15 protein-coding genes, 1 tRNA gene and 1 pseudogene are annotated in these 17,311 nt (G+C 71.0%); 11 read left to right on the plus strand and 6 right to left on the minus strand.

Translation table 11 applies throughout. From position 1 onward, the window contains the following. The first annotated feature begins 158 nt into the window (after positions 1-158). The 7 genes and pseudogenes from J8M51_RS40950 to J8M51_RS40975 all read left to right on the plus strand — a co-directional run bounded on the left by J8M51_RS40950 (position 159) and on the right by J8M51_RS40975 (position 7,061). On the plus strand, positions 159-641 hold the full coding sequence (locus tag J8M51_RS40950) for a CarD family transcriptional regulator (RefSeq protein WP_003953493.1): 483 nt from the start codon (positions 159-161) through the stop codon (positions 639-641). Between the two features lie 367 nt (positions 642-1,008). After that, complete coding sequence (gene ispD / locus J8M51_RS40955; RefSeq protein ID WP_086762312.1) at positions 1,009-1,785, plus strand: 2-C-methyl-D-erythritol 4-phosphate cytidylyltransferase; 777 nt, start codon at positions 1,009-1,011, stop codon at positions 1,783-1,785. After that, complete coding sequence (gene ispF, locus J8M51_RS40960) at positions 1,775-2,287, plus strand: 2-C-methyl-D-erythritol 2,4-cyclodiphosphate synthase (protein ID WP_267299963.1); 513 nt, start codon at positions 1,775-1,777, stop codon at positions 2,285-2,287. The genes ispD and ispF overlap by 11 nt, the downstream gene beginning before the upstream one ends. A gap of 228 nt (positions 2,288-2,515) precedes the next feature. Then, complete coding sequence (gene cysS, locus J8M51_RS40965; RefSeq protein WP_086756061.1) at positions 2,516-3,919, plus strand: cysteine--tRNA ligase; 1,404 nt, start codon at positions 2,516-2,518, stop codon at positions 3,917-3,919. Positions 3,920-4,051: 132 nt separating this feature from the next. Further along, positions 4,052-4,990, plus strand: a complete 939-nt coding sequence (rlmB, locus tag J8M51_RS40970; RefSeq protein WP_086756063.1) for a 23S rRNA (guanosine(2251)-2'-O)-methyltransferase RlmB — start codon at positions 4,052-4,054, stop codon at positions 4,988-4,990. Positions 4,991-5,082: 92 nt separating this feature from the next. Continuing rightward, positions 5,083-5,190 (plus strand): annotated as a pseudogene (locus J8M51_RS46190) (TrmH family RNA methyltransferase); the annotation flags it as partial. A 110-nt stretch (positions 5,191-5,300) separates the two neighbouring features. Beyond that, complete coding sequence (locus tag J8M51_RS40975; protein ID WP_267300036.1) at positions 5,301-7,061, plus strand: DoxX family protein; 1,761 nt, start codon at positions 5,301-5,303, stop codon at positions 7,059-7,061. A gap of 181 nt (positions 7,062-7,242) precedes the next feature. Here the strand turns inward: J8M51_RS40975 and J8M51_RS40980 are convergent, their stop codons facing one another. The 3 genes from J8M51_RS40980 to J8M51_RS40990 form a co-directional block, all read right to left on the minus strand. Beyond that, a complete protein-coding gene (locus J8M51_RS40980; RefSeq protein WP_086764745.1) occupies positions 7,243-7,974 on the minus strand; it encodes a nucleotidyltransferase family protein in 732 nt (243 codons plus the stop codon). Between the two features lie 302 nt (positions 7,975-8,276). After that, on the minus strand, positions 8,277-8,726 hold the full coding sequence (locus tag J8M51_RS40985; protein ID WP_086760297.1) for a hypothetical protein: 450 nt from the start codon (positions 8,724-8,726) through the stop codon (positions 8,277-8,279). Between the two features lie 243 nt (positions 8,727-8,969). Next, positions 8,970-10,100: an ABC transporter ATP-binding protein gene (locus J8M51_RS40990; protein ID WP_086760295.1), complete on the minus strand. Its 1,131-nt coding sequence runs from the start codon at positions 10,098-10,100 to the stop codon at positions 8,970-8,972. Positions 10,101-10,333: 233 nt separating this feature from the next. On the opposite strand from J8M51_RS40990, the gene J8M51_RS40995 reads away from it, so the two are divergent. Further along, positions 10,334-10,407: transfer RNA gene (locus J8M51_RS40995), tRNA-Thr, on the plus strand. A 140-nt stretch (positions 10,408-10,547) separates the two neighbouring features. Here the strand turns inward: J8M51_RS40995 and J8M51_RS41000 are convergent. From J8M51_RS41000 to J8M51_RS41010, 3 genes are all read right to left on the minus strand, one after another. Continuing rightward, positions 10,548-11,087 carry a TetR/AcrR family transcriptional regulator gene (locus J8M51_RS41000; RefSeq protein WP_086760293.1) on the minus strand — a complete coding sequence of 180 codons (540 nt, stop codon included), beginning with the start codon at positions 11,085-11,087 and terminating at the stop codon, positions 10,548-10,550. A gap of 227 nt (positions 11,088-11,314) precedes the next feature. Beyond that, the gene (locus J8M51_RS41005) at positions 11,315-11,962 is read right to left on the minus strand and encodes a ScbR family autoregulator-binding transcription factor (protein ID WP_216591101.1); all 648 of its coding nucleotides are present in this window, start codon (positions 11,960-11,962) and stop codon (positions 11,315-11,317) included. 109 nt (positions 11,963-12,071) lie between these two features. Next, a complete protein-coding gene (locus J8M51_RS41010) occupies positions 12,072-12,869 on the minus strand; it encodes a response regulator transcription factor (protein WP_086762950.1) in 798 nt (265 codons plus the stop codon). Positions 12,870-13,213: 344 nt separating this feature from the next. Here J8M51_RS41010 and J8M51_RS41015 point away from each other — a divergent pair, with 344 nt between their 5' ends. The 3 genes from J8M51_RS41015 to J8M51_RS41025 all read left to right on the plus strand — a co-directional run bounded on the left by J8M51_RS41015 (position 13,214) and on the right by J8M51_RS41025 (position 17,188). Further along, entirely contained in the window at positions 13,214-14,239 is a 1,026-nt protein-coding gene (locus tag J8M51_RS41015) for a ScbA/BarX family gamma-butyrolactone biosynthesis protein (RefSeq protein WP_086762952.1), read from the plus strand. Between the two features lie 26 nt (positions 14,240-14,265). Then, complete coding sequence (locus J8M51_RS41020) at positions 14,266-15,327, plus strand: NAD-dependent epimerase/dehydratase family protein (protein ID WP_086762954.1); 1,062 nt, start codon at positions 14,266-14,268, stop codon at positions 15,325-15,327. An 88-nt stretch (positions 15,328-15,415) separates the two neighbouring features. Beyond that, the gene (locus tag J8M51_RS41025) at positions 15,416-17,188 is read left to right on the plus strand and encodes an acetyl/propionyl/methylcrotonyl-CoA carboxylase subunit alpha (protein ID WP_267299964.1); all 1,773 of its coding nucleotides are present in this window, start codon (positions 15,416-15,418) and stop codon (positions 17,186-17,188) included. The last annotated feature ends 123 nt before the right edge of the window (positions 17,189-17,311 follow it).

Below are 17,311 nucleotides of genomic sequence, written 5' to 3' on the forward strand. Positions count from 1 at the left end.
GCCGCTCCGACCTGCGAATACCCTCTTCCGTTCGGCCCCCGCAGCACGTTCCTGTCGCAGTTGTCAAGCCCCGAGATGCGCCCTGACCTGCGAAAACGCCATTCAGAACCCGCCGTTTCCGTGTTACCCTGGATAGCCACGGAAGGGGTACCTGTCACATGACGTTCAAGGTTGGCGACACCGTGGTCTATCCCCATCACGGGGCCGCGCTGATTGAGGCCATCGAAACTCGCCAGATCAAAGGCGTGGACAAGACCTACTTGGTGCTCAAGGTCGCTCAAGGCGATCTGACGGTGCGTGTGCCAGCGGACAATGCGGAGTTCGTCGGTGTACGTGATGTGGTCGGCCAGGACGGCCTGGACCGGGTCTTCGAGGTGCTGCGCGCGCCGTATGCCGAGGAGCCCACGAACTGGTCGCGTCGCTACAAGGCAAACCTGGAGAAGCTCGCCTCCGGCGATGTCATCAAGGTCGCGGAAGTCGTGCGTGACCTGTGGCGTCGTGAGCGCGAGCGCGGACTGTCCGCCGGTGAGAAGCGCATGCTCGCCAAGGCCCGCCAGATCCTGGTGAGCGAACTCGCCCTCGCGGAGAACACGAACGAGGACAAGGCCGAGGCCCTGCTCGACGAGGTCCTCGCGTCCTGAACTGACTGCGCGTCCGAACTGACCTGTGGCAGGCAGCCAGCCCGCTCAGCCGTTCAGTGCAGCAGCACATCGAAATGCCGCGGTGCCCGATGACATACGTATTGTCGCCGGGCGCTGCGGCATGTTCGTACCCGGATGCCGTACGCCTGTGTGGGGTCACCGATACTGGGCGATGCCCGGTGTGCCCCGGTGCGCTCATCGGTACTGCCGAGCACCGCGCTCATCGGTACCGAGTACTCGTACTTGGCGTGCCGGGCCCGGGCAGCTGGCTCGACCAGATGTCACGGAAGGGTCCGGTCAAGGTGTCGCGCCCGGCACGCTGTGGCCATACCCACGTAGGCCGAGCACACAAACCTGACAGGAACCGATGTCTGACGATTCGCGCCCTTCGCCTTCAGGAACCGGCACGGCGGCCCCCGCGCCGACCCGTACGGCGGCCGTGATCCCGGCCGCCGGCCGGGGCGTACGCCTCGGCCCGGGCGCCCCCAAAGCACTTCGCGCGCTGAACGGCACTCCGATGCTGATCCACGCGGTGCGGGCCATGGCCGCGTCCCGTGCCGTCTCCCTCGTGATCGTCGTGGCGCCGCCCGACGGCGCGCCCGAGGTCAAGACCCTGCTGGACGCGCACGCCCTGCCCGAGCGGACCGACTTCCTCGTCGTCCCCGGGGGCGAGTCGCGCCAGGAATCGGTGAAGCTCGGGCTCGACGCGCTCCCGCCCGGCTTCGACATCGTCCTCGTCCATGACGCGGCCCGTCCCCTGGTGCCCGTCGACACGGTCGACGCCGTCATCGAGGCCGTACGGGACGGGGCGCCGGCCGTGGTGCCCGCGCTGCCGCTCGCCGACACGGTCAAGGAGGTCGAACCGGCGGAGGCGCCGGGCGCGCCGGAGCCGGTCGTCGCCACACCGGCGCGGGCGCGGCTGCGCGCCGTGCAGACGCCGCAGGGGTTCGACCGCGAGACGCTCGTGCGGGCGCACGAGACGGTCACCGGGGAGGTGACCGACGACGCGAGCATGGTGGAGCGGCTCGGGCTGGGCGTCGTGGTCGTGCCGGGGCACGAGGAGGCGTTCAAGGTGACCAGGCCGCTGGACCTGGTGCTCGCGGAGGCGGTTCTGGCGCGCAGGAGGCTGAACGATGGGTTCTGAGACGGTGTCGCTGCCGGGTTCCGTGGTGTTGCCGCAGGTCGGGATCGGTACCGACATCCACGCCTTCGAGGAGGGGCGGGAGCTGTGGTGCGCCGGGCTGAAGTGGGAGGGGCAGGGGCCGGGGCTCGCCGGGCACTCCGACGCGGATGTCGTGGCGCACGCGGCGTGCAACGCGCTGTTCTCCGCCGCCGGGATGGGGGACCTCGGTCAGCACTTCGGGACCGGGCGGCCGGAGTGGTCCGGGGCGTCCGGGGTGACCCTGCTGGCGGAGGCGGCGCGGATCGTGCGGGCCGGGGGGTTCGTGATCGGGAACGTGGCCGTGCAGGTGGTGGGGGACCGGCCGAAGATCGGGAAGCGGCGGGACGAGGCGCAGCGGGTGTTGTCCGAGGTGGTGGGGGCGCCGGTGTCGGTGTCGGGGGCGACGACCGACGGGCTGGGGTTTCCGGGGCGGGGTGAGGGGCTGATGGCGGTGGCCACGGCGCTGGTCGTGCGGGTGGGCTGAGGGGCGTTTTCTCGCCCCCGCCGCCCCTACCCGTCCCCTCCCTTCAAGGGGCTGCGCCCCTTTGACCCCCGCGCGTCCGTCCGGTGGGGGTTCTCGCGCCGTTCCCCGCGCCCCTTCACGGCCTGCGGCCGCTCAGGGGCGCGGGTGTCGGTGCGCATACGTCACGAATCTGTCGTCCTTGGGGTGAAGGGCTCGGGGCATGCGTGACGGGCCACTACGCTTGGGGGCGTGACTATTCGCCTGTACGACACCAGCGCCCGGCAGATTCGTGACTTCGCCCCGCTCACGCCGGGTTGTGTCTCGATCTACCTGTGTGGCGCCACGGTGCAGGCGGCCCCGCACATCGGGCACATCCGGTCGGGGCTCAACTTCGACATCATGCGCCGGTGGTTCGAGTACCGGGGCTATGACGTGACGTTCGTCCGGAACGTCACGGACATCGACGACAAGATCATCGCCAAGTCGGCCGACCAGGGCCGCCCGTGGTGGTCGATCGGGTACGAGAACGAGCGCGCGTTCAACGCCGGGTACCACGCGCTCGGCTGCCTGCCGCCGACCTACGAGCCGCGTGCCACCGGGCATGTGACCGAGATGGTCGAGATGATGCGCGGGCTGATCGAGCGCGGCCACGCGTACGAGGCCGACGGGAACGTCTACTTCGACGTGCGGTCCTTCCCCGGGTATCTGCAGCTGTCCAACCAGGAGCTGGACAATCTGCTGCAGCCCTCGGGCGAGGGCGAGACCGGCAAGCGCGACCCGCGTGACTTCGCCATGTGGAAGACGGCGAAGCCGGGAGAGCCGACCTGGGAGACGCCCTGGGGGCGCGGGCGGCCGGGCTGGCACCTGGAGTGCTCGGCCATGGCCCACAAGTACCTGGGCAGCGCCTTCGACATCCACGGCGGCGGCCTCGACCTGATCTTCCCGCACCACGAGAACGAGATCGCCCAGGCCAAGGCCTTCGGCGACGAGTTCGCGAAGTACTGGGTGCACAACGCCTGGGTCACCATGAGCGGCGAGAAGATGTCGAAGTCGCTGGGCAACAGCGTCCTCGTCTCCGAGATGGTCAAGCACTGGCGGCCCATCGTCCTGCGGTACTACCTGGGCACCCCGCACTACCGGTCGATGATCGAGTACAGCGAGGACGCGCTGCGCGAGGCCGAGTCGGCGTTCGCCCGGATCGAGGGGTTCGTGCAGCGGGTCGTCGAGAAGGCGGGCGGGGTCGTCGAACCCGCGGCCGAGGTGCCGCCGGCGTTCGCCGAGGCGATGGACGACGACCTCGGGGTGCCGCAGGCGCTCGCCATCGTGCACACCACGGTCCGGCAGGGCAACAGCGCGCTGGCCGCCGACGACAAGGAAGAGGCCGTGGCCCGGCTCGCCGAGGTGCGGGCCATGCTCGGTGTGCTCGGCCTCGACCCGCTGGACGCGCAGTGGGCCGGTGACGGCGGCGACCGCGGCGAGGATCTGCACGGGGTCGTCGACACGCTCGTCGGGCTGGTCCTGCAGCAGCGGGAGGCCGCTCGCGCCCGTAAGGACTGGGCCACGGCGGACTCCATCCGCGACCAGCTCAACCAGTCCGGTCTGGTCATCGAGGACGGCGCGGACGGTCCGCGCTGGACGCTCGGTCCGCGTTGAACCGGACAAACCACCTCCGGTCACCTTGATCGATTGTGCCGCCCGGCCGTCCGGGCGGCACACTGCATTGAGCACACGTTGTTGAGCACACGTTCACGTACACACGCACGCTTCTCAGGAGACGGGTAGGTCATGGCCGCTAACAACCGCCGCATGTCCGGCAAGAAGGGCGCGCAGGTCGGCAGTGGCGGCCAGCGGCGCAAGGGTCTCGAGGGCAAGGGTCCGACCCCGCCCGCCGAGATGCGCAAGAAGCACAAGGCGAACCGGATCGCCAACGCCAAGGCGAAGCAGGCCGCGCGTCGGCCCGTCGCGCGCCGGGGCGGCAAGGGCACGTCCGAGATGGTCGTGGGCCGCAACCCGGTCGTCGAGGCGCTGCGCGAGGGCGTGCCCGCCTCGACGCTGTACGTCCAGCAGTTCATCGACAACGACGAGCGGGTGCGCGAGGCGCTGCAGCTGGCGGCCGAGCGCGGCGGCATCAACCTCATGGAGGCGCCGCGGCCCGAGCTGGACCGGATGACCAACGGCCTCAACCACCAGGGCCTCGTCCTCCAGGTCCCGCCGTACGAGTACGCGCACCCCGAGGACCTGGTGGCCGCCGCGTACGACGAGGGCGAGGACCCGCTGATCGTCGCCCTCGACGGGGTGACCGACCCGCGCAACCTCGGTGCCGTCGTCCGGTCCGTCTCCGCGTTCGGCGGCCACGGCGTCGTCGTGCCCGAGCGGCGCGCGGCCGGGATGACCGCCGGCGCGTGGAAGACGTCCGCCGGTACGGCCGCCCGTACGCCCGTCGCCCGCTGCACCAACCTGACGCGCGCGCTGGAGGCCTACAAGAAGGCCGGTGTCGTGGTGGTCGGCCTCGCCGCCGACGGCGAGTCCGAGATCGGTGACCTGGAGGCCCTCGGCGGCCCGGTCGTCATCGTCGTCGGCAGCGAGGGCAAGGGCCTGTCCCGCCTCGTCGGCGAGACATGCGACTTCCGGGTGCGGATTCCGATGCCGGGCGGGGCGGAGTCGTTGAACGCGGGTGTGGCGGCGGGAGTTGTGTTGTACGAGGCGGCGCGGCGGCGGGCCTGATGGCTGTGGGGCCGGCAGGCGAAGCCCGCCGGTCGGAGGCCGGCGCAGCCGTCCGAAGCCGCGCAGCGTGCGAGGTCGGCAGACAGGAGGGGTCGTGCGACTTCCGGGTGCGGATTCCGATGCCGGGTGGGGCGGAGTCGCTCAACGCGGGTGTGGCGGCGGGAGTTGTGCTGTACGAGGCGGCGCGGCGGCGGGCCTGAGAAGGGCTCTGACCGGGGGTTCGGGGCGTTCTGGATCACCTTGACGGGGTCCGGACAGATCGGGGCGGTCAAGACAGTGTCCTAACGACACGTCACTCGGTTAGATGAGTGTGGACACCAGAACACCCCGCACACCCACGGGGGACCGTTCGTCGGGATTCGACTCGGGATTCGACGACGCTCCCGCGCTGAGCATGGTGAAGGTGCCGAGCGATCCGGCGCAGGTCATCGTCAACCACGCGAGCTTCCGCGTTCAGTTGGGCGTCTCCACGCGGGCGTCCCCGCGCATCGCACGGCACTTGAGCGCCAGCGAGGACACCGCACGCATGCCCGCCGTGGGCGCGGCGGGGCGCTCCGGCGCGCCCGCCCCCGGGCGCCGGCGTGCGCCGGTCGTCTGGAGCGGGAAGTCCGCGCCGGACGACACCGGAGCCCACCGGCTCCTCCAGGCGGTACGCGGCGGTGTCGTCGGCGGCGCGCCCGACCCGCTGGGCGACACGGGCTCGACCCAGGTCATCCCCCGCGTCGACGGCACGGGCGGCGGTGGCTACGACACCGAGAGCGGACGCTACGGCGACGAAGCCGGGCGCTACGGCGCCGACTTGACCGTGGAGACCGTCGAGACGCCCATCGTCGGCAGCCAGCGCACGCACGGGGACCACGCCGCCGACGGAACGCGGCTGCTGCCCGCGATGCGCACGGTCGACAGCGCGTACGACGAACCCCGCTACGACCAGGCGGCGTACGGCCAGGGCGCGTACGCCGACGGGGAGTTCGCGGACGGGGAGTTCGCCGATCCGTACGACGGTGACGCGGGCGAACGCGGTGGACGCCGGACCGGCAACGAGCCCGTCCGGCACGCCTATTACCCCGGTCGGCGGATGAACCTCGGCGTGGTGCTGCTGCCGCTGCGCGTCTTCCTCGGCTTCATCTCCGTCTACGCCGGCATGGGCAAGCTCTGCGACCCGCACTACTTCGACGGCGGCAAGCGCGGCTCCATGGTGAAGTGGCTGAACACGCTGCACCCGTGGGAAGTCGCGGAGCCGCTGCGGCAGTTCGCCCTCGAACACCCGGTGGGCTCCGGGCTGGTCATCGCCTTCGCCCAGGTCATCGTCGGTGTGCTGACCGTCTTCGGCCTGTGGCAGCGTCTCGCCGCCGGGGTCGGCGCGCTGCTGTCGGCCGCGCTGCTCGTCACCGTCAGCTGGAAGACCGTCCCCGTCTACGAGACGCCCGACATCATCTACCTCGCCGCCTGGTCCCCGCTGATCATCGCGGGCGCGCCGGTGTACTCGATCGACGGACGGCTCGCGGGCGGCGCCTGGCGCACGCTCGGGCCGCGCGCCGACATCTGGGAGCTGCGGCGCTACGTACTGCGCCGGGGCGCGCTGATCACCGCGATCGTGGTCGGGTTCACGCTGCTGGTGGGCTCCCTGCTCGGCGGTGCCGTACGGGACGCCGACCGGATCGTCGTCCCCGGGCCCGGGGAGGCCCCGCGCAACGAACTGCCGGGGTCGCCGCTGCCGGGTGAGCCGAGCGCGCGGCGCGAGAACAGCCCGTCCGCGTCCAACTCGCCCACCGCGGGCGCGACTTCGGCGTCGCCTTCGGAGGCGGCCACCACGCCGGGGGCCACGCGGGACACCGGTGCGGTCACCGGGGGGCAGCCGAGCCAGACGCAGGGGGCGACGGCCGGGCAGGCGCCGCCGCAGCAGTCGTCGCCGGTCGAGCAGCAGGTGCCGAGCACGACGGCCGGGCCCAGCTCCAGTGGAGGGGCCTCCGGCGGTGCGACCGGTGGGGCCACCGGGTCCTCCGGGGGGTCGACCGGGGGGAGCTCCTCCGGTGGGCAGCCGGGGCTGGTGGGGGGCTTGCTCGGGTAGTTCGGTCGGCTGTCTGTACGTGGCGATGGGCCCCGCGTGATTTCTGCGCGGGGCCCATCGGCGTGAGGGCGGGGCGCCCCATGGCTCGGGGGTGCGGGCGTGTTGGCGGGCGCGGGTCCGGTGAGGCGTCTCGCGCGGTTCCCCGCGCCCGTGTCTGCGGACCGTGGCTGCGGAAGGGGCTCTAACGGCCCAGGGCGGCCAGTTCCTTCGCGGCCTCCGTCAGGTCCTTCGCCGTGTCGATGGCTCGCCAGTAGGCGCCCTGGGGGATGGGGAAGCCGGCGAGGCGGCGTTCTCGGGCGAGGCGGGGGAAGGTGGTGCGCTCGTGGTCGCCGAGGGCGGGGAGGAGGTCGGTGAACTCGGGGGAGAAGACGTAGACGCCGGCGTTGATCTCGTACGTCGTGGGCGGGGCCTCGATGAAGTCGGTCACGCGGCCGAAGCCGTCCGTCTTCACGGCTCCCCAGGGGATGCGGGGGCGGGCGAGGGCGAGGGTGGCGAGGGCGTCGCGCTCGGTGTGGAAGTCCGCCATGTCGCGCAGCGAGAAACGGGTCCAGATGTCGCCGTTGGTGGCGTACCAGGGCTGGTCCGGGTGGGGAAGGTGGGAGGCGGCGTACTTGAGGCCTCCGCCGCGGCCCAGAGGCTCCGTCTCGACGACCGTGGTGACGCGGACCGGTAGGTCGGCCGAGTCCAGCCACTTCTGCAGGACCTCGGCGAGGTGGCCGCAGGAGACGACCACGTCGGTCACGCCCTCCTCGGCGAGCCAGGTGAGCTGATGGCCGATGATCGGCGTGCCCGTACCGGGGATCTCGACCATGGGCTTGGGCCGGTCGTCGGTGTACGGGCGCAGCCGGGAGCCCTGGCCACCGGCGAGGACCACGGCTTGAACGGGGCGCGACGCGGCGTTCGGATCGGTCATGACCGAACTGTACGTGGCGCCCCGTTCGCGGGAGCACGGCCCTGGGATCGGTGTACGGGGGTCGGTGTGCGGGGGTACGGGGGTCGGAACGGGGCGGTGCGGCGGCGCTGCACGGGGTGTGGGGGCTGTCCGGGATGCACGGCCGTACACGGATGTACATGGCTGTACATGGATGTACGAGGGGTGCGAGCCGTGGCGCCCTCGGGGCTTCCCGGGGGCCGCTGGGAGCCCCGGGGGAGCCCCTGCGGCGCCGGGAAGCCCTCAGCGGTGCCCTGCGTGGCCGGCGGTGCCCTGTGCGGCCGTCAGCCGAACTGGGCGGCCACCCCTGTCGCGAAGGACGTGTCGCAGACCGGGCGGGCGAAGGACTGCGCGCGCGTGGGGCCGTAGGCGCGGACGGCCGCGCGGCCGAGGGCGCGGGCGATGGAGGTGCAGTGCTTCGCGAGGGCCGGTCGGCCGTTCACCGCCTGCTGGAGGTGGGTGAGGGCGACGCCCGGGTCCTCCTCCTGGAGTTCCACGAGGAGTTTGTCGCGCAGCACCTCGTGCGGGGCGCGGGTCTTGGTGCGCTGGGAGACCTCGGAGGCGGCGAGCATCGACTCCGAGGGCTCGGAGCCCGACCAGTTGACCCGGGTCACCGCGAGGGTGCCGGAGAGGACCATGACGACGGGCAGGACCAGGGCCAGCGAGCGGCCGATCCGGCGGGCGGGGCCGCGACCGTGCCGCGTCCGTTGAGTGTGGGTGTGGGTGTGCTTCACGCGAGTGAGGGTAGCGCGGGGTAGTGATATGGCGACATTAGGTCACCGATACGGGGGATGTCGAAGCGCCGTTTCCTGGGCGCCGTGTTGACGAACGCCGGTCGAAATGAGCGTGTTTGCCGGGGTAGTTGGGGGCAGTGAAAAAGGCCCCGCAGATGTTTGCGGGGCCTTTTTCGTCAACCTGGGTGATTTATCCCGGGTCGGTGGTTTCGCGGACGATCACGGCGGTCGGCCTTGACCGGCTCAGTCGGAGAGGCGCTCGCCCGTGGAGGTCGAGAACACGTGGTTCTCGCCCGGACGCGGGACGACGTGCAGCGTCGCGCCCTTCTCCGGGACCTGGCGGCCGTTGACGCGGACCACGAGGTCCTTGGTCTCGCCGCCGACCTCGGCGGTGCCGTAGACGTAACCGTCGGCGCCGAGCTCCTCGACGACGTTGACGGAGACGGCGAGGCCGGCCGGGGCGTCCTCGCTGTCCTTCGACAGGGTGGTGGCGCCGCCGTGCTCGACGATGTCGAAGTGCTCGGGGCGGACACCGACGGTGACGGTGGTGTCACCCTTGTCGGAGGCGGCCTTCAGGGCCTCACGGTTGACCGGGACGACGCTGTTGCCGAACTTCACACCGCCGTCGGTGATCGGGACCTCGACCAGGTTCATGGCCGGGGAGCCGATGAAGCCGGCGACGAAGAGGTTGGCCGGGCGGTCGTACATGTTGCGCGGGGTGTCGACCTGCTGGAGCAGACCGTCCTTGAGGACCGCGACCCGGTCGCCCATCGTCATGGCCTCGACCTGGTCGTGGGTGACGTAGACGGTGGTGATGCCGAGGCGTCGCTGGAGCGACGCGATCTGCGTACGGGTCGAGACACGGAGCTTGGCGTCGAGGTTCGACAGCGGCTCGTCCATGAGGAAGACCTGCGGCTCACGCACGATGGCGCGGCCCATCGCGACACGCTGGCGCTGACCGCCGGAGAGGGCCTTCGGCTTGCGGTCCAGGTACTCGGTGAGGTCGAGGATCTTCGCGGCCTCCTCGACCTTCTGCCGGATCTCCGCCTTGTTGACGCCGGCGATCTTGAGGGCGAAGCCCATGTTGTCGGCGACGGTCATGTGCGGGTAGAGCGCGTAGTTCTGGAACACCATGGCGATGTCCCGGTCCTTCGGCGGCAGGTGCGTGACGTCGCGGTCACCGATGCGGATGGCGCCGCCGTTGACGTCCTCGAGCCCCGCGAGCATGCGGAGCGAGGTGGACTTGCCGCAACCGGACGGGCCGACCAGAACGAGGAACTCGCCGTCCTCGATCTCGATCTCGAGACCGTCCACGGCGGGCTTCGTGGAACCCGGGTAGATCCGGGTCGCCTTGTCGAACGTAACTGTGGCCATGGGTCGTAGGCCCCCTTCACCGGCAGGAACGTGCCGGACGATCCGTTGTAAAGGTGGTGATCCACCACGGCCGGGCCGCGGTGGTGTAGTCCACGGGAGTGGATTGGGTCAGGACGGTACCTCCCGTTCACCCGGTCTGTCAGTACCCGGACCCCTGTGAACTTCGCGGAAATTTTCGACGAGCACCCCCTGTGACGTGGGTACACTGCACGGACGCCCCCGCGAGGGGCCACGCCTCCTTAGCTCAGCTGGCCAGAGCAACGCACTTGTAATGCGTAGGTCGTCGGTTCGAATCCGACAGGGGGCTCTTTTGGAACCCCCAGGTCGGATCTTGTCTGACCTGGGGTTGCGTGGCCGCCTTGGTGAGGTGGGGTCTGGCCTTGGCGTAGCGGCCGGTCCGGGAGTGCCGGAGGGGCTTCGGAACCGCTCGTCGCCGGGTGTCGGGTGTCAGGAGACGCCGTCCAGGTGATGGACCAGGCCCCAGATGCGCTGGACGGTCTTCGGCTGCCACCAGTAGACGTCGGTGTGGCCGAGCGACTCGAGTCCGGCGGTGACGACCACGGCGAGGTCGGCGGCGGCGTCGCTTCCGGGGCGGTTCGTGACCATCTGCTCGCGCATCCTCGTCAGAGCCTCCTCGCGCAGCCGGGGCGGGTCGCTCGTGCCGTCGGGCCCGACCCGGACGCCCGCGCGCACCATGTGCTCGTCGAGCAGTGCCCGGCACAGGGCGATGCTGAACCCGGCCGGGGCCTTGGCCGGCGGATGGCTGAACGCCTCCTCCACGAGGCCGTCCACCCGCACGCGAGCCTGCGCGTACACCTCTGCCACCAGGTCCGCGATGGAGTCGAAATGGTGGTAGAGCGCGCCTCTGCTGACCCCGGCCGCCCGGCAGATGTTCACGAGCCCGGCATCGGTGAACCGGCCTTCGGCTATGAGACCCGCTGTGGCGTCGACGAGTAACTGGCGGGTGTGCTCGGAACGTTTGTCCATCAGGTTCCCACTCTTCTGTTCCGCTCCGACCCGCGTACGTCTGCGCACCCGTTGTGACGTACAGGGGCAGGAAGGGGCGACGGGGGTACGCCCTTCCGTAAAGCGTACAGCCTTGTCTGTTTCTTCTGACAGTGTGTCGCCGGGAAAGAGGTGGGATTCTCGCGCGGCGGTCCTCGGGAAGTGAGGGGAGGGGAAGAGAGGGGCGGCGCGGTGGGGAGCCCCGGGGCTCAGACGGGGGTGGGCTCGCGTACGGCGTCGGCGGGTTCGGTCGCCAGGGGTGGGGTGAGCCGCAGCCGGCCGATCATGCCGGGGACCACGAGGCCCGGCAGCAGGAAGCGCCACATCACGCCCACGCGCTCGGGCAGGTCCTCCCGGTTCGTCTGGACCCGCGACATCACCTGGATCCCGGTGAACGTTCCGGTGATCATGTCCGCGGCCTCGGTCAGGTCCAGGCCGGGCAGGAGTTCGCCCTGCTCCTGGGCCTGGGCCAGGGTTGTCCGCACGGACTCGCCGGACTGCTGGTACGGCGTGACCGCGTGGCTGCGGAAGCTGGTCTGCTCGACCGCGAGGCGCACGCAGGCGCGCAGGACCGCATCGTGCTGGAGTCCGCTGGCGAAGGTGAAGGTGTGGTCGATGACGGCCTGGATCTTCACCGGCTGCGCGGTGAAGGAGACGGCCTCGCCGTGCAGGGTGAGCAGGGCGACGGCGATGGCCTCCTTGGAGGGGAAGTGGTGGTAGAGGGCGCCACGGGTCAGCCCCGACCGTTCGAGGATCTCGGTGGTGCTCGCGGAGTCGTATCCGCGTTCGTCGAAGACCTCTGCGGCCGCCCTCAAGATCAGATTCCGGGACTTGATCCCGCGTTCCTGCAGTGCCATGTCTCGTCCCTGTATTCGTTGGCAAACCGACTTGTCTGCATCATATGCCCAACCTTTCCAGGGACGGCTGGCCCGCGGATGACCGCCCCGGCCGGCCGGGGCGGTCGTCTCACTGTCGGGGGTGGCCGAGGCGGAAGCCGACGCCGCGGACGGTGATGATCCAGCTGCTGGAACCGAGCTTGCCGCGCAGGCTGCTGACATGGGTGTCTATCGTGCGTCCCCGCTGCGACCAGGCGTCGTCCCAGATCTGCATCATCAGCTGACGCCGCGAGACGACGGCGCCGGGGCGCACCGCGAGCAGGTGCAGCAGGTCGAACTCCTTGCGGGTCAGCTCCACCGCCTCGCCGTCCAGGGTGACTTCGCGCGTGGCCGCGTTGATGTGCAGCGGGCCGTGAGCGTAGGTGCGCGCCGTCTCGGTGCGGGGCCGACAGCGCCGCATCACCGCCTCCATGCGGGCCAGGAGTTCGCGGAACCCGTACGGCTTGACCAGGTAGTCGTCGGAGCCGGCCTGGAGGCCGAGTACCCGGTCGAGCTCGTTGCCGCGCGCGGTGACGGCGATGACGGGGGTGTCGCTGACCGCCCGGATGCCGCGGCAGACCTCGAGGCCGTCGAGGTCCGGCAGGTCGAGATCGAGCAGGACCAGATCGGCGTCGTGGTGGGCGTCGAGGGCGGCGCCGCCGGTGTCCACGTGCTCGGCGTGGTGCCCTTGCCGCTGGAGGTCCTGGACCAGTGCGTCGGCGTCGGCGGGCCGGTTCTCCACCACCAGGATGCGCAGGGGCCGGTGTTCGGCGCCGGACGCCGGAGAGAGTCTGGGACCGGGCACGGTCGTGCGCGGTTGTGCCGGCGCCGTGGGGCTGTGGCGTTTGCTGCGGTGAGCGCCGTGAGGGTCGACAACCTGTAAGTTCATGGATTCGCTCCCGAGTGACACGCAGGGATGAGGGCCGTCGGAGTCCGGTGGTATCCCCCACGATAACAAACAGACGTGTCTGTTTGTAAAGAGCAGGGCAAGTTACGTCTGAATCTCTTGACGGACTGTCAAAAGGAGTCCTGCGCTCCATTTTTCTCCCGGGTGGACCTGAGGGGTGGGTGCCAAGGGGCGGGTGTGGCTGGTTTCGGTAAAAGCCGAGTCAAGTCTCTACTTGATTTATCCGACAGACCTGTCTGTACTTAAAGAGTCCGATCACCCGGCTCAGGGGGCGCCGCCGATTGGTGTGCCCTGCCCTGCCCCGAAGCAGTTCAGGAGTGGCACACATGTCGACCCAGACCCACGCCTTTTCGGTACACGAGCCTCAGCGGACCACGCGGACGCACCGGCTGGGCACCATCGAGGGCCTGCCGGCCGCGGTCCTGCGTGCGGCCCCGGCGGCTCCCGTCCTCACCAGCACGGTGCCCCGCGAGTTAGTGCACCGCGCGGCGGTCTCGGAAGTCCTGCTCACCGGCTGGGAGCCGCTCGATCCGCAGGGGCCGGGAGAGCGTTTCGTGGTCGGAGCGCAGTGGCCGCGCGGCCACTGCCTCTTCGCCCCGTCCGGCGGCTATCAGGACCCGATGCTCCTCGTCGAGTCGGTCCGTCAGATCGGTTCCCTGCTGGCGCACGCCGAGTTCTCGGTGCCGTTCGGGCACCAGTTCATGATGCGGGACATCGCGATCAGCACCACTCCGGAACTGCTGCGCGCGACCCCGAAACCCACCGAGGTCGAACTGCACACGCAGTGCCGCGACGTGGTCCGCCGGGGCACGAATCTCTCCGGCATGCGCTACGACGTCACGGTGCGGATGGGCCAGAAGGCGCTGGCCACCGCGACGGCGTCCTTCACCTGCATCGCTCCGGCCGTCTACCGCAGACTTCGGGGCGACCGGTCGACCGGCGTACCCCAGCAGACGGGCACGACGGTCGACCCGGCGTCCGTGGGGCGCTCCGGCGCGGAGAACGTCGTGCTGACCGACGAGGTGGCCACATCCGGCGGCGGCCGCTCCTTCACCCTGCGCGTCGACGGCTCGCACCCGGTCTTCTTCGACCACCCGGTCGACCACATACCGGGCATGGTGCTCCTGGAGGCGGCCCGGCAGGCCGCGTACGCCACCACGGGCCGCGTCGGCGGACTCGTGACCGGTGTCCAGAGCACCTTCACGCGCTACGCCGAACTCGACACGCCCTGCCTGATCGAGGCGGCCCCGCAGGAGACGGTCACCGGACGGACGCCGGTGCGGGTGACCGGGGTGCAGGGCGGCACCACCGTCTTCACCGCCGACATCATCCTGAGCACTCCGGTCCGTTGACGCTCCGCGGACCGGGGGGACACCCGGTGCCGACCGTGATGATCACCGGCGCGGCCGGTTTCACCGGCCGTCGGGCCGCCGCCGAGGCCGCCCGGCGGGGAGCGGCCCTGACCCTGATGTCGCACCACCGCACCCTGGAGCGCCCGGGACCGGGCCCGATGCGTTCCGTGCGGGCCGACCTCGCCGATCCGGACTCGCTGCGCGGTGTGTGTGAGGGCGTGGACGTGCTGCTGCACTGCGCCTCCCTGATCGGAGGGACCCCCCAGGACAGCCACACCGTCAACGCCCGGGGGACCGCCGCGCTCGTCGCCGAGGCGCAGCGCTCGGGGGTCTCCCGGATCGTCTACCTCAGCACCGCGTCGGTGTACGGCCGTGGCGTCTTCCGCGGCGCCCTTCCGGCGGACCTCGAACGCAGGCCGCGGTCGGCGACGTCACGGACGCGGGCGTTGGCCGAGGACGCCGTTCTGGCCGCCGGGGGCTTCGTGCTGCGGCCGTACCTGGTGTACGGCCCCGGTGACGCCTGGGTGGTTCCCGGGCTGGTCCGGCTGCTGCACGCCCTGGCCGGCGGCACGTCGGGCTGGGACGCCAGGCTCTCCGTGATCTCCGTGACGGAACTGGCCGGCCTGCTGGTGGGCGTCGGACTCGCCCCGCGTGAGCGCCTGTCGGCGTCCCTCTACCACGCGGCGCTGCCCGCACCGGTGGAGGCCTCGCAGTTGCTGGGCGCCGTCGCCGCCGCGGCGGGGGTCGCGCCGGCGCCGGAGACCACTCCCGCCGCGGCCCGGCTCCGGCTGCGCGGGGACCGGGAGGCCGCGAACGCTCTGGAGATGGTCGCCACCGACCACTGGTTCGACAGCACGCCGGTCTGGGCCGATCTGGGGCACACGGTGCCGGGCACGCCCGCGGACGTGCACCTTCCGCGCCTGCGCGAGTGGTACGCGCGGCGGGCGGCGGCATCGGTCGGCCGTACGGCGGGACGTTCCGCGTCCGACGGGTGTGGCGGGCCGCGTCCGACGGGTGTGGTGGCCGCCACGAGCCCCGTCGTACCCGGCGGGCACGGACACCGTCTCCCTGTGCGCCGGGGGAGTTGACCGAAACCTGTACGGACCCGCGTAGATCCCTGAGGCCTATCGCGGGGAGGGTGATCCGACGTATTCGTACTGACAGGAGAGTTGGTCCATGCGCAAGGTGTTGATCGCCAACCGAGGCGAAATCGCTGTCCGCGTCGCCCGGGCGTGCCGGGACGCCGGGATCGCGAGCGTGGCCGTGTACGCCGATCCGGACCGGGACGCGCTGCATGTGCGGGCCGCGGACGAGGCGTTCGCCCTGGGCGGTGACACCCCCGCCACCAGCTACCTGGACATGGGCAAGGTCCTGCAGGCGGCGAAGGACGCGGGCGCGGACGCCCTCCACCCGGGTTACGGCTTCCTCTCGGAGAACGCGGAGTTCGCGCAGGCGGTCCTGGACGCGGGCCTGATCTGGATCGGCCCGCCCCCGCAGGCGATCCGCGACCTCGGTGACAAGGTCGCCGCCCGGCACATCGCCCAGCGCGCCGGCGCCCCCCTCGTGGCGGGCACCCCGGACCCGGTCTCCGGCGCCGACGAGGTCGTGGCGTTCGCCCGGGAGCACGGCCTGCCGATCGCGATCAAGGCGGCCTTCGGCGGCGGCGGACGCGGCCTGAAGGTGGCCCGCACCCTCGACGAGGTCCCCGAGCTGTACGACTCCGCGGTCCGCGAGGCCGTGGCGGCCTTCGGCCGGGGCGAGTGCTTCGTGGAGCGCTACCTCGACAAGCCCCGCCACGTCGAGACCCAGTGCCTGGCCGACTCCCACGGCAACGTGGTCGTGGTCTCCACCCGCGACTGCTCCCTCCAGCGCCGCCACCAGAAACTCGTCGAGGAGGCCCCGGCCCCCTTCCTGTCCGAGGCGCAGAACGCCGAGCTGTACGCCGCCTCCAAGGCCATCCTCAAGGAAGCCGGCTACGTCGGCGCCGGCACCGTCGAGTTCCTCGTCGGCGCGGACGGCACGATCTCCTTCCTGGAGGTCAACACCCGCCTCCAGGTCGAACACCCGGTCACCGAGGAGGTCACCGGCCTCGACCTGGTCCGCGAGATGTTCCGCATCGCCGACGGCGAACACCTCGGCTACGACGACCCGCCACTGCGCGGCCACTCCTTCGAGTTCCGCATCAACGGCGAGGACCCCGGCCGCGGCTTCCTCCCCGCCCCCGGCACCGTCACCACCTTCGCCCCGCCCACCGGCCCCGGCGTCCGCCTCGACGCGGGCGTGGAGTCCGGCAGCGTGATCGGCCCCGCCTGGGACTCCCTCCTCGCCAAACTGATCGTCACCGGCGCCACCCGCCGGCAGGCCCTGCAGCGCGCGGCCCGCGCCCTGGCCGAGTTCCACGTCGAGGGCATGGCCACCGCGATCCCCTTCCACCGCGCCGTGGTCACCGACCCCGCCTTCGGCCCCGAACTCACCGGCTCCACCGACCCGTTCACGGTCCACACCCGCTGGATCGAGACCGAGTTCACCAACGACATCAAACCCTTCGCCGCCCCCGCCGACACCGACACCGACGACGACAGCGACCGCGAGACCATCGTCGTCGAGGTCGGCGGCAAACGCCTGGAGGTCTCCCTCCCCGCCGCGCTCGGCATGACCCTGGCCCGCACCGGCCTCGCCGCCGGAGCCAAACCCAAACGCCGCGCCGCCAAGAAGTCCGGCCCCGCCGCCTCCGGCGACACCCTCGCCTCCCCCATGCAGGGCACCATCGTCAAGGTCGCCGTCGAAGAGGGCCAGGAAGTCAAGGAAGGCGACCTCGTCGTCGTCCTCGAAGCCATGAAGATGGAACAACCCCTCAACGCCCACCGCACCGGCACCATCAAGGCCCTCAACGCGGAAGTCGGCGCCTCCATCACCTCCGGCGCCACGATCTGCGAAATCAAGGACTGACGACGGCCCGGCCGGCATCATCCGTGATGCCGCTTGGTGAGGCATTTCCGCCGAGGGTGCCGGGGAATCGGATTACTGATTTCCGTTTCCTGTCGGAAGCAGTCGTTCCGGGGTCGGCGGCAA

The organism is Streptomyces griseiscabiei (genome assembly GCF_020010925.1).
In the GTDB taxonomy this organism is placed as follows: domain Bacteria; phylum Actinomycetota; class Actinomycetes; order Streptomycetales; family Streptomycetaceae; genus Streptomyces; species Streptomyces griseiscabiei.